12 protein-coding genes and 1 pseudogene are annotated in these 11,809 nt (G+C 62.6%); 5 read left to right on the top strand and 8 right to left on the bottom strand.

Annotated features, from left to right (window positions below):
• Positions 1 to 376: pseudogene (locus ACZY0B_RS25750) on the bottom strand (hypothetical protein); the annotation flags it as partial.
• A 73-nt stretch (positions 377 to 449) separates the two neighbouring features.
• On the bottom strand, positions 450 to 1,175 hold the full coding sequence (locus tag ACZY0B_RS25755; RefSeq protein WP_463767068.1) for an SDR family oxidoreductase: 726 nt from the start codon (positions 1,173 to 1,175) through the stop codon (positions 450 to 452).
• Between the two features lie 105 nt (positions 1,176 to 1,280).
• On the opposite strand from ACZY0B_RS25755, the gene ACZY0B_RS25760 reads away from it, so the two are divergent.
• Positions 1,281 to 2,120: a LysR family transcriptional regulator gene (locus ACZY0B_RS25760; RefSeq protein ID WP_463767069.1), complete on the top strand. Its 840-nt coding sequence runs from the start codon at positions 1,281 to 1,283 to the stop codon at positions 2,118 to 2,120.
• A 360-nt stretch (positions 2,121 to 2,480) separates the two neighbouring features.
• On the opposite strand, the gene ACZY0B_RS25765 is transcribed toward ACZY0B_RS25760, so the two are convergent.
• The 5 genes from ACZY0B_RS25765 to ACZY0B_RS25785 form a co-directional block, all read right to left on the bottom strand.
• Entirely contained in the window at positions 2,481 to 2,918 is a 438-nt protein-coding gene (locus ACZY0B_RS25765; RefSeq protein ID WP_463767070.1) for a nuclear transport factor 2 family protein, read from the bottom strand.
• Between the two features lie 816 nt (positions 2,919 to 3,734).
• A complete protein-coding gene (locus tag ACZY0B_RS25770; RefSeq protein ID WP_463767071.1) occupies positions 3,735 to 5,270 on the bottom strand; it encodes a hypothetical protein in 1,536 nt (511 codons plus the stop codon).
• 43 nt (positions 5,271 to 5,313) lie between these two features.
• On the bottom strand, positions 5,314 to 6,015 hold the full coding sequence (locus ACZY0B_RS25775) for a TetR/AcrR family transcriptional regulator (protein WP_463767072.1): 702 nt from the start codon (positions 6,013 to 6,015) through the stop codon (positions 5,314 to 5,316).
• 117 nt (positions 6,016 to 6,132) lie between these two features.
• Positions 6,133 to 6,477, bottom strand: a complete 345-nt coding sequence (locus tag ACZY0B_RS25780) for a hypothetical protein (protein WP_463767073.1) — start codon at positions 6,475 to 6,477, stop codon at positions 6,133 to 6,135.
• Between the two features lie 502 nt (positions 6,478 to 6,979).
• Positions 6,980 to 7,633: a TetR/AcrR family transcriptional regulator gene (locus ACZY0B_RS25785; protein WP_463767074.1), complete on the bottom strand. Its 654-nt coding sequence runs from the start codon at positions 7,631 to 7,633 to the stop codon at positions 6,980 to 6,982.
• A 247-nt stretch (positions 7,634 to 7,880) separates the two neighbouring features.
• Between ACZY0B_RS25785 and ACZY0B_RS25790 the strand changes: the two genes are divergently transcribed.
• From ACZY0B_RS25790 to ACZY0B_RS25800, 3 genes are read left to right on the top strand one after another with little or no spacing between them, the layout of a single operon-like run.
• Positions 7,881 to 8,459, top strand: a complete 579-nt coding sequence (locus tag ACZY0B_RS25790) for a YbaB/EbfC family nucleoid-associated protein (RefSeq protein ID WP_463767075.1) — start codon at positions 7,881 to 7,883, stop codon at positions 8,457 to 8,459.
• Positions 8,444 to 8,770: a WXG100 family type VII secretion target gene (locus tag ACZY0B_RS25795; protein ID WP_463767076.1), complete on the top strand. Its 327-nt coding sequence runs from the start codon at positions 8,444 to 8,446 to the stop codon at positions 8,768 to 8,770. Before ACZY0B_RS25790 ends, ACZY0B_RS25795 begins: the two co-directional genes overlap by 16 nt.
• Positions 8,771 to 8,787: 17 nt before the next feature.
• Positions 8,788 to 10,041: a WXG100-like domain-containing protein gene (locus ACZY0B_RS25800; protein ID WP_463767077.1), complete on the top strand. Its 1,254-nt coding sequence runs from the start codon at positions 8,788 to 8,790 to the stop codon at positions 10,039 to 10,041.
• A 375-nt stretch (positions 10,042 to 10,416) separates the two neighbouring features.
• Here the strand turns inward: ACZY0B_RS25800 and ACZY0B_RS25805 are convergent, their stop codons facing one another.
• Entirely contained in the window at positions 10,417 to 11,274 is an 858-nt protein-coding gene (locus ACZY0B_RS25805; RefSeq protein WP_463767078.1) for a pyridoxamine 5'-phosphate oxidase family protein, read from the bottom strand.
• A 440-nt stretch (positions 11,275 to 11,714) separates the two neighbouring features.
• Between ACZY0B_RS25805 and ACZY0B_RS25810 the strand changes: the two genes are divergently transcribed.
• On the top strand, positions 11,715 to 11,809 hold a 95-nt coding region (locus ACZY0B_RS25810), incomplete at its 3' end, for a GTP-binding protein (protein ID WP_463767079.1).

Genomic DNA, 11,809 nt, shown 5'->3' on the forward strand with positions numbered 1-11,809 from the left:
TCACGCGAGGACATCGTGGGTTTCGTTCCGCACGACCAGCGCGACCGGGTTTCGGCCGAACGTTCCCACATTCCACGCCAAGGCCGCGACAAACCACGATCCATCCCATAACCAAGCGTCGAATCCGCACCGGGCGAATTTCCAATGGCGCCCGAAAATTAACTGATTTTCGACGATTGAAAATTTGCCCCGACGGAAAGGTTGAGGGAAAGATGTCCGCCATTGCGCCCGTGCGGATGGCCGCCTCACCGGGGTTGATGCCTGCCGCTTTTACCTGCACAAGGAGCTGCCCGTCCTCGGGCACGGGGCGATCGACCTCGTCGACCCGCAGCACATCGATTCCACCGAACTCGTCGTACCTGACTGCCTTTGTCATTGTCGTGCTTTTCCTCCTGCGCGCGACCCGTCGCCGACGTCTCGAACGGGAATGGTGGGCACCGGCCTGCCTGTCACCACGGCACTGTTCCGGCGTCGTCGAAGAATCCGCCGGTCGGTCCGTCGTTGGGCAGAGTCGCGAGATGAATCGCGATGGCCGCGCCCTGTTGCGGTGTGCGGACGCCTCGGAAGCCGTTGAGGTCGGTGGCGGTGAAACCGGGGCAGCCGGAGTTGATCAGGATGTTGGTATCGCCCAGTTCCTTGACGTATTGGACCGTGAGGGCGTTAAGGAAGGTCTTCGAGGCCAAGTACGCAGCGGGAACTGGGCCCATGTCGATGCCGGGCGTGGTTTGCAGGGTTAGTGAGCCGACGCTGCTGGACATGTTTACGATTCGCGGCGAGGCCGAGGCCCGCAGCATCGGCAGCATCGCGTTAGTCACCCGGATGACCCCGATCACGTTGGTTTCCAGGACAGCTCGCACGGTCGCGGGATCGACCGTGGTGGGTGTCTGCGGCACGCCCCCGGTGATAGCGGCGTTGTTGACCAGAACGTCGAGGCCTCCGACACGGCCGGCGACCAACTCGGCCGCGGCGGCCACACTCGCGTCATCGGTCACGTCGAGCGGCACACCGAACGCATCGGTGCCAGCCGCGCGCAGCTTCTCCACCGCGGCGTCGCGGCGTTGCTGATCCCGCGCGCCCACACCGATTCGCCAGCCGAGCCCGCCCAGGCCCGCGGCGATCTCGTATCCGATTCCCTTGTTCGCGCCAGTCACCAGCGCGATCGTCTGTTCACTCACACCGCCGATCCTGCTGCGACTCACAATCGGGCGTCCAAGACCGATCGGGTGGGCGGCGATACCGCACGGATATCGGTCGTGTTCAGCGCCGGATACGATGAACTGGTGGAGACGCGGGAGTTGCGATACTTCGTCGCCGTCGCCGAGGAGTTGCACTTCGGACGGGCGGCGCAACGGCTCGCGATGGCGCAACCACCACTATCGCGAGCCATCCAGCAGCTCGAACGGCGGCTCGGAGTCGTTCTGCTACACCGCACCCCTCGCGCCGTCTCTTTGACCGAGGCCGGTTCGGTGCTGTTGGGGGAGGCCCGGACCGCGCTCGACGCAGTCGAAGCCGCCGAGCGCCGCACCCGCCGCGCCGCCCTCGACCAGCCCGGTGTGGTGCTGGCCGCCAAAGCCGGAGCGTCCAGCGAACTGTTGTCGAAGCTATTGGACGCCTACGCCGCCGAACCAGGCGCCGTGGCCGTCGAGGTGATACTGTGCGGGCCCGGTCAGCCGGAAAACATGCTGCGCGACGGGCGTGCCGACGTTGCCTTGCTGCACCGGCCCTACGACACCATGGCCGGATTCGACATCGAGGACCTCCACACCGAACAGCAAGTCGTCGTCCTACCCGCGGGGCACCCCCTTGCTGACCGATCCCACACATCGATAACTGAGGTCAACGCGCTGACGGAGGTGGCCCTGCCGCGCTGGCCTCGACCGGACGGGAGCTATCCGGACGGCCCCGGCCCGCGGGTGCGCGACCATACCCAACTATTCCAACTGATCGCGCTCGGACTGGCCTGCGCCATCGTGCCCGAGTCGCTGCGAACCCAGCTACGCGACGATCATGCCATCGTGCCCGTGCCAGACGCACCGGCCGTCACAACCGTCATCGCCTGGCCACCACACAGCAGATCCAAAGCAGTGGCCGACCTCGTCCAGACCGCGATACGGCTCTAACCGACACCGCTGCGGCATCACTGTTCTCCGGTCACACGAAAGTACCTGGCATCACCATTGTTTCGGGAAAATCCGAATCCGGGGATGCATCCGGACATGCCGCGTGGCGGGAAGATACCTTGCTGGGCTCTCGTTGCCGCTCGTTTGCTCGGTGGCTGGAAGACTTGCCGCGGATATGCCCGTTCCTGGGCGTTCCAACTGCCTGCTGACGGTGTGGACCGGCTGTGGCTAATGCCGATTGGTCGGCATAGTTGTTGGTGTGGGTCGACGCTTCTGATGTCGGAGCAAGCGTGTTTGAAGCGGCTTGACGGTTAGCCTTCTAGTGTCGCTTGCCAGGCCGCGCCACGACGCGCAGGTCCATTAGGAACAACCTCTTCCGCAATGAATGTGCTGGAAAATCCACCTATCGTCTCGGAGTCGTAGGGTGGACGAGATCAGTAGCCGCTGCGTGAATGTTGTCCGATCTGGATAGTTAAAGCTGAGATCGCCTTCGGCCACCACCACAACTGTGGTGTCTATGTCCGCGACACACGTAATCTCCAGCTCTATGGCCACGGTCGCTCCCGTGCCGCGGATATAGTCGGCGCGCGCGTCGGATATCTCGCTCAGCAGAGATCGTCCGCCCAGCATGCCTCCCGAAACGATGGTGATGTCGGGAGCCATAAAGCGCCCGAGATCGTTTTCGAAGTCGAATGTGTGAGCGTTCCACGCCTGCTCATAGATCCGCACAACTTCTTGGTGCAGCGCGACGGCAGTATCCGAACCGCGCTTGTTGAGGATTGAAGTACCTTTGCGCATCGTGCTACCTCCAATGAATCGATCTGCGGTGGGATGTGACTAACCGATGCCTTGTCCGCGGTGAGGAACCCCGTGTAGGCCGCGATTTCGGTAAGGCCTCTCTACGCGGGGGATTGCCAGACCCTCCAGCGCAGGGAAAGCAGAGATGTTGGTCACCTGGTGGCGCGATGCCGCTTGGGGCTGTATGTAGGGCCGTATTCGGCAGCTCGTCGGCGTGGGCACAGCACCATTTTCAGTTTGGTGCGATATCGGCCACATCCGTAAGCGATAGGTGTCATACCTACCGCCGCGCAACTCCTGGCAACAGTCGTTGTGTCAGCGCCGACCTAAGCCAGAAGGGCGTAGCTGTCAAGCTGATGGATGACGCGGGTTCGCGCCGTCTCCTCCTAGCAATACGGCACTGACCCCGCGATCCGCCAATCAGCGGCAACCACCGGAGTGCCCGAGACCAAGTCCAGCCGTCACCGCGGTGGAAATAGGCGGGCTCGACTGGTGGCATCTCGAGAGGCCGCCGCGTCCAAAGCCTCGACAGCCCAGTGCGTGATCGCACCGATGATAAAGGACGGGACGCCGGATGCCCGCCGCAACAGGCGGCAGCAGCGCATCGGCATCGGCGGCCGACCGTTCGCGGTCGCAGATCTGTCCGTCACCCCGGCGCAAATTAGAGTTCGCCGCGTGCCTTCAAGGGACATTCCTCCATCGATCTGAAAACCCAGGCCCATCTTGAGCCAGCTGACGCTGTTGCGGAGAAGTTCCCCTGCTTCCGCGGCTCCGGTTACCGGGCCGGACGATGGTGGGGCGAACTCGCGGGTGGGGTTAAAGGGCCATGAGTCCCGCCAGAATGAGCTGGTTGATGGCGGCGGGGACGTCAGCGTCGGGATGGTTGGTGAACATCGCAGTCACGTCGTCGCTGGCACCGCCGTGATTGCTAGCCGCGGCCAGCAGGGCGCGGCACGCATCCTGGGTGTCAAAACCCGTTTGTCCGATCATCGCTTGGACAGTTTGGTCATGGGTGCGGACCGGTGGCAGGGCATCGTCGAGTTCGTCGGCGGTGTCGGTGAAGCCGCGGTACCAGTGACCGTCCGCCCACCAGAAGCAGAAGCTGAGCAGACCATTGAGGTTGCGGGTATTAAGCACGGTGTCGTTGACCCACGCCGGTGCGCCGCAGTAGAGGTCGGGTAGGGCTTGACTCCCGTTGTAGCCGGCTTCGAGCAGCCTGGAATTCCATTTCCCGCCGGACAATACGGCGCGGTCGCCGGGCAAAAGGTACAGCGTTGATCCGCTGCGGTGGTCACTTTCGTACCAGGCGCAGCCTGGGTAAATTCGTGGTCCCCACTGAGATCTGATACCGACATATGCTGCCGAAACTACCGCCCACCGCGACCACAGGACGGGCAGGGGAGGGATGTCTTGCGTAGGGGTGGCGGCGCGCCCGGCCTCGAAGTCGGCGGCGGCCGTAGCGGCTGCCCGGTGTGGGTCGCGGCCTTGTGCAGCCGGCCCGGCGACGTACCCGGCCAGCCACACCGGTACCTGCGCGCGGGGATAGGTATCGAGGTCGTTGCGGTAGTGCTCGGGGGCCAGCAGATGGTCGTCGGGGAACGGGTCGTCGCCGTAGTCGTAGTCGGCGCTCATCTCACCGCGGTTTGTGACGGTTAGAACCAGCCGCCACCACGGCCCGGCCGGCATGGCCGCAGCGACTTCCCGCTGCTGGCGCACCAGCTGGGCGATCGACAGCGGGACCGGAATTGGGCCCCACTGATCACCGAACCCGAAATGTAATTGGGCAACTTCGGCGGAGACCGTGAACGCGAAGACCGCCGAAAGCCTCTCCCAGCTCGGTGGACCAAGCTGCGCCAACTGTTGGACGATCGGGTCGAGCAAACGCGACGCTTCGGCGGCGATCGGCGCCTCATCACTCGGATTCACGGTGTGTCGTCCCTCGGTGTCGTCCCGTGGCGGGGTGTCGACGATAGTGAACTCGCTGATCGTCGGCGGGCCTTCGCCGGTGAGGAGACTGAACTGCCGCTCGAACTCGGCCATGAATTCTTTCTCGTCGGACGCACCCTCCGCGCGTTCGGCGGCAGATTCTTGCTTGATGAATTGTTCGTGAGCCTGCTGGGGCGAAACCGACGTCGACGTTTCTTCGATACGCCCGGTGTCGCCCACCAAGAACACCGACCGCCCCACCGGCGTGTCCAAAAATGCCGTGGGATCGCTCGTGTCGATCGCTACCGGCGCGTACACCCTCCAACCCGCCTCGAAGCGGACCGCCTCCAACTCCTCACTGGGGTAATCCAAACCACGCTTCCGGATCAAATTCGATACCAAAGCGATCGCTTGGGCCGCATCCATGCGCGTCACCTTCCCATCTATCGGCAATCACTTTACGTGGCGATTACGATTGAAAACTACGGTGTCCCAGGGGATCTCGATATCGGTTACTGACCCGCTGGGACCCCGGTAACGACACGGTTGGGTCGACGTCGACGCCAAACTCGCGCAGATGGTGATCGACGATCAGCCACGCTTGGGCGGTGAGTCTGTCGATGAGTTGCTCACGGGTCCCGGACGGACGGCTGAGCCACCTCAAAACAGACGCGTCGAACAGTCCGATGAGCCCTACGAGGGTGGTCTCTGCGGCTTCCGGGTGATCGGCGAGACTGGGAAAGTGGCGTGCTGCGACCTCGGTGATTTCGGCGGCGAGGTCGCTGCGCTCCGCGGTGCGCTGCCGCGACCGGCGCTGGTAGCCGCGACTGACCAAAAATCGATACAGATTCGGGTGGCCATCAGCCCAGCTGACTTGGCCGGCGATGAGCGAGTGGATGACGTCAAGGGCGGTACCAGGCACATCCAGGTGAACCTGAATTTCAGAACGCAGCTCGCGATATGTGCTGCGGGCTAGAGCCTGGTCGAGGTCCTCTTTGCTTGAGAAGTGGCGGTAGACGTTGGGACGGGCCAGCCCGGCACGTTGCGCTATCTGCCCGGTCAGGGCGTCGGGACCGTGCTCCTCGATCGCGGTCCGGGCGGCTTCGAGAATTTGCTCGTAGCGCACGAGCGGGGCGCAATCCGCGTGCGGTTTGGACGGCGTCACGGTCACTGACTCACCTCGTCGAGGCCGGGCTGGTAGCAGTTGATACTAAGTGTATCGACAAGTCGGCCGTGTGACCATGACGGATCATGGCCAATCGTCAGTGTATTTGCTTTTTCGCATAAGTCACTCGGCGCGCTCAAGCCCTCGGATCGTGCGGCAACGGTGACGCAAAACCTGGGCGACAGCCTCGCGTTCAGTACCGGTGAGTGGGCGCAAGCGTGGGTCAACGGAGTAGCCGAGGTACCAGTCCACGGTGGCGTAATGGGCTCGGGCGCATGATCCGTCGGTTAGGTTGGCGGCCGCGTCGCGTTTCGTGCGGTGCGAGCTGATGTAGGTGCCGTCGGAAGCGGTGACGCACCAACCCGACGGATAACGTGCGATGCGCCAGGTGGCCGGCGGGTTTGCGAAGTACCACGCCGCGACTCGGGCGAATGAATCCGATGTCCAGTCCTCGGCTGGTTGGCTCATATCCATCTCCTTGCGAACAAGATTCGGTCAACCCGCCAGAAGATGACGTCGTGCTGAGCAACGGCGAGGCATGCGTGTAGGAGTCCGGGCACAGTGCTCATGACGCAGCCAGGCCGACCCCGGTGAGATGGGTGCGCCCGAGTAACTGTCCCAGCTCGGGTGCTGTCGGGCCGCCGAGGAAACAGCCGGGGCAAAGGCAGCCGTGCGGGAAACAGCGCTGCAAATACAGTCGCCCACATCGGTCGCATACCCCGCCGAACACCAGGGCATCAGTAATGGCAGAACCCGCTTGCCCACCACAGGCGTGGCGAGCGGAGATGACTTCGTAGTTGTTCATAGCGGCCACCCGACGGTGTTGGGCCCTTCGCTTCCGTAGGCGCGAGGCGTTGCGCCCCGCAATTCGATACATCGTGTATCACATTGACGATACATGGTGTATCGTCAATGGGCAACCACGTGCAACCAAAGTTTTGATGGGCTTCGTGCCCGGCGTCAGCGCGGCCTATCGGCCTGCGGGGGGCCGCGGTAGCGGTACGGCCGGGTCGATGTCGACACCGATCCCGCGGAGGTGATGGTCGATGATCAGCCAAGCGTGGGTGGTGAGCCGGTCGGTGAGTCGCTCGCGGGTCTCGGTTGGCTGGCTCAGCCACCGGAGTACGGATGCATCGACAAGCCCGATCAGGCCGATGAGGGTCACCTCGGCGGCATCGGGGTTCTCGGCGAAGCGCGGGAAGTAGCGTGTCCCGGCGGCGGCGAGCTCGGCGGCGAAGTCGCTCCGCGCTGCCTTGCACTGGCGGGAACTGCGCTGGTCGCCGTGGCTGACGAGGAATCGATACAGGTTCTGGTGGCCATCGGCCCAGGTGACCTGGGCCGCGATGGGCGCGCGAATCACGCCAAGCGACGTACCGCACAGGTCTAACCGGCTCCGAATTTCGGCCCGCAGCTCCTGATAGGCGTCGCGCGCCACCGCGAGGTCTAGCTCGTCCTTGCTGGAAAAGTGTCGGTATACATTGGGGCGGGCCAGTCCGGCATGGTCGGCTATTTGGCCGGTCAATGCGTCGGGACCGTGTTCCTCGATGGCGGCGCGCGCGGCCTGGAGAATCTGCTCGCGCCGCGCGGCGTGATCCGCATCGGGCGGGGGCGGCGTTGTTATCACGGAGGCACCTTCTTGAGGCCGATGCTGATAGAGGTCGATACAAAGCGTATCGCGGATCGCGCGATACATTATGTATCAACATCTACCCTTTCGGTGGAGTTCGCTATCAACGCATCGGCCTCGAATCGACTTCGAGGTGGCGGGTAACCGAACTCTCTGCGAACAAGGCGGTCTCGGATGACCGAACGTGTATTTGGCGCACTAACTTGAAGCGCGTGCCGCACGGGGGTTTTCGACGAAGTTGCACGTGGACATCGACCGGTCGGCGCGCCCGATTTTGCAAGTTCTGGTTAGCGATACTGGGCAATTGACCAACGACGCCGCTCGTCATGAGCTCGCAGAAGTGCTGGCACTGGTAGAGGAGCAGATGGCGGATCTTGCCGACCTGCAAAAGAAGCGGGCGGCCCTCACGGCCACGGTGGCGCTCGCTGATGGCGCTGTGGAGGTAACGGTCAACGAGCACGGCATGGTGATCGAGACCGTGATCGACGAGTCGTACATGGACGATTTCGACTTCGCGGGCCTCGGTGCACATGTCACTGCCGCGGCCCAGTCCGCTGCCCGCGAGGTCGCGCGGCGCTCGGCTGAGCTGCTGGCACCGCTTTCCGAGCGGCGCGGGCGATTTCTATCGCTATCCGACCTCGGGGTCGATGTACCCGATCTCAACGATTTGATGCCCGAGCTCAGCGGTTTGATACCGGGTCTCGGTCGTTTAACCGATGCCGAAGCGAAGCACGCCGATACCAAACCTCCTGATAACAAGGATGATTCGGAAGATTCCGATCCCTTTCCTGCCGTAGGAGATACCCGATGGAACTCAGTGTGAGTCCCGCTCAATTGCGAGCCACCGCCGACTATCTTGCAGACGTCAGTCAACGGATGTGGTCGGTGCTGCACAACCTCCATTTGCAGCTGGGCGGTGAAGGTGCCCCGTGGGGCGACGACTCGACCGGCCAGCAATTCGCGGACGGCGGCAACGGATACCTGGCCCAATTCGGCAGGGTCGACAACTCGATCAACGCCAAGGTCGATCTGCTCAATGACTACTCGCGCGGGCTGCGAACGGCCGCTGACGCCCTTGAGCAGCAAGACCACGAGTTGCTAACCACGGCTATCCAGTCGGACGAATTTGTCTAGCGCATTGGGAGTTTCACGTGAGCATTGAGATCCCTGCCCACCTGCAATGGATTTCATACCTGGTCGGGTCGGAGTGGCCGCAGGGCGACGAGGACGGCATGCGGCGCATTGGGGAGCACTGTTACCACTCGTCGACCGAGTTGACGGCCCTGATCCCGAACCTGAAAGCGGTTCGCGCCCAGACGATGGCAGTGCTGGCCGGAGAAACCGCGTTGGCCGCCGATAAGCAGTTCCACATGCTTTTTGACGGCGACTATGCTGTCGACAAGCTCGCTCAGGCGATGGCGGCGCTCGGAAAGCTCGCCGACCAAACCGGCACTGCCATCGAGTCCGCGAAGATTTCGATCCTTTTCAGCTTAGGGAAAGCGGCTGCGGAAATCTCGTATGCCTACGCTACGGCTGCCGAGACATGGGGCGCGTCCTTGCACACGATTCCGATAACCGAGGCGTTCACACGGTATTCGATTCGTGAGGCCATCATGAATTCGCTCAAGCAGATCTTCGGCCAGCTGGACGATGCGCTCAAAAAGACCCTGGTCAAGGAGCTGCTCAGAGAGGGCATCGAGGACGTCGAGTGGGCCGTGTTGAAGGAGGCGACCGTCCAGGGCATTCAGATGGGGGACGGGTACCGCAACCAGTTCGATTGGTCGAAACTGGCGAAATCCACGGGCATCGCATTCATCGGTGGCGCGGCCAACCACGCCACCAAGGATTTCCTCAAGGATGTCCTGAAGTCGACGACCCAAAGAGTCGTCACCGCGGAGGGCAAACTTGCCTTTCGCGAGGTGGACAACCCCTTCGAGGGAGCCATCAAGGGTGCTCTGACCGGTTACGCCGGAGGCACCGCGGCCAGCGCTGCGGGCACGCTTGCCAGCGGCGGGGAATTCCAACCGGTCACGCTCCTCACCAGTGGCATCGCCAGCGCGGTCAAGGGCGGGGCTTCAGGTGCAGCCAAAGCTAACGGTCAGGCGCGGTACGACCCCGGCTATTACCCGCCCGGTAAAACCGCTTCGAACGCCTTCTCCAAGCCCATCGGCTGGAATCAGCCGTTAGCGGCCAGCGGTCTCGCGGCCGGCGGCGCAACGGCAGCTGGAGCCGAGTGGCTCTCGGGGCACGCAGCGAGCGGTCAGTCCGGCCCGAGTTCGCGGATGCCGGATATACCCCAACTCGGTCCGATGACCCTTCCAATACAGAACATGCCGGAGGGGCCGCGGCGGCGCGACGACGAACCCAGCGTTGCCGGCGACGACGCGTACCCACCCTTGGGTTAACAGCCACGTTCGCGGGCCGAGCCCGCTAACTCACCCGCTGGGGGACCGTTGACTGTCGCGAAAGACTTGGCATCCAAGATATTACGGTGTCGCGTAAACACGCGGTGGACGGGTCCGGTCCGGATTTAAGTCGACGCTGGTCGAGCGCGAGGCGAACCTGGTGTGTGGTCAGCGCGATTTGTCCGCGATCGCGGTCAGGTGGAACGGCCAGGGTGACCCGATGGCAGCACCACCTTTGTTTTGCGCCGAAAGAGACAGCGCCGTCGTCATTTTCAGCGCTTGGCAACGCTCACTGGAGTCATCGCAGTCCACGTCGAATGGTGTTTATGGCCCGTAGCGCGGTCGACAGCACCCAGAGCGCGATTGTGCTTAGTGCTATGTCGAATCGGTTATGTTGGCCTCGATGGCGACCTGACCTAAGGTGCGCTCATTAGGCGGATGGGGTGTTGCATTGGGCTGGGCATTCGCTTGGATACGCTTAGATCGTACGTGAAAGTAGTCTCCTCGCTTGAACTTGAGACTGTCCGTCCCCCAATGCAGTTTTTTCTCAAGCGGTTTGAGCAATGGTATGTGCTTCGAGCAGTGCATATAGGCTTCTTCGACGGTGATTTGCACCCATGTGTCCAGTCGTCGGCTAAATTCTGGCGCCAGCGATTGCAGCAGGTCGCCGCGGGTCGCCAGGCTGGCCGAAACGTCCTCAGTGGAGAGTAGGTATGCGTTGCCGTTGACGTGTAGCCCAACGGTCGAGTGGTAGAAATCGCCGAAAAAGATTCCGACGTGCGGGTTTTCGGTAATGTTACCCAGGCTTGCCATCACGCCGTTGCCCCGATATTCGGGGTACAAGAGGGTGGTTTCGTCGATGATGCGCATGACTCCTTCGTCGCCGGCACGCAGAGAACAGTCGCAGTTGCCTCGTGCATCCGCGGTAGCAATGAAGAACATTGGTTGGCGTGCAATATATTCTTTCATCAGCGGATTGAGGTGGTTGAGGACTTGATTGTTGTAAAACGCATGGGCCCGGGCGACGTTTTGGAACCGCTCTTGTAGGTGGTGCTCCCCGTGTGAGCCGGGCAGGGTTCCCGTTTCTTCTTTTGCCGGCTCATCATGCGCCGGAATGTCAGCCGGAACCGGCTCAAGCTTCCTCATCGCGACCGCACGTGCGTCCTGGGTGATATTCGCCTGACCCGCGATCATCACATCCGTGTTCACACGTCCCGTGAGGGTCTCGGCCATCTCACGGTTCACTCGCCCAGTGCCGGTTTCCACGTCCCCAGCTATTGCATGCCCCGCTCGGGCCTCGCTAGACGTGCTCATCGCTGCCCTCCATGGGGGTGATGCCCATTTGACGGATACATCGCGTATCACGATACATAGTGTATCCTGATGCAGCGGTTGGCAAGTTGGATCGGCCCCGGTGCCGTCCGGGCACTTCACTTCGTCGTGAAAGGTGAAGGTCAGGTTCACGTCGGCGCATCCGTCCAACGAACTATCGGCCCGGCCTGCGTGGTCGCGCGATACCGTGTTCGGTGAGCTCCACGTTCGGTGAGCTCCACCCACATTGCGGCCGGTGCGATCCGTCAGAGGTGATTCCTGAACTACATTGGACGGGCGGCCCACCTGCCGGTTCGCAAGCCAGTTCGCCTTCTTAGCCCCCCACTGCCAGAATCACCGACGTGCCATTCCGCAACGTTGCCATCGTCGCCCACGTCGACCACGGAAAAACCACCCTGGTCGACGCGATGCTTCGGCAGTCCGGCGCCCTGACCCA

This window comes from Mycobacterium sp. IDUB_19 (genome assembly GCF_055419445.1).

Excerpts from the sequence above, each read along its gene's own strand:
- ACZY0B_RS25765 (WP_463767070.1), bottom strand. The coding sequence starts at position 2,918 with ATGCGCAAAGGTACTTCAATCCTCAACAAGCGCGGTTCGGATACTGCC.
- ACZY0B_RS25770 (WP_463767071.1), bottom strand. The coding sequence starts at position 5,270 with ATGGATGCGGCCCAAGCGATCGCTTTGGTATCGAATTTGATCCGGAAG.
- ACZY0B_RS25780 (WP_463767073.1), bottom strand. The coding sequence starts at position 6,477 with ATGAGCCAACCAGCCGAGGACTGGACATCGGATTCATTCGCCCGAGTC.
- ACZY0B_RS25795 (WP_463767076.1), top strand. The coding sequence starts at position 8,444 with ATGGAACTCAGTGTGAGTCCCGCTCAATTGCGAGCCACCGCCGACTAT.
- ACZY0B_RS25805 (WP_463767078.1), bottom strand. The coding sequence starts at position 11,274 with ATGGCCGAGACCCTCACGGGACGTGTGAACACGGATGTGATGATCGCG.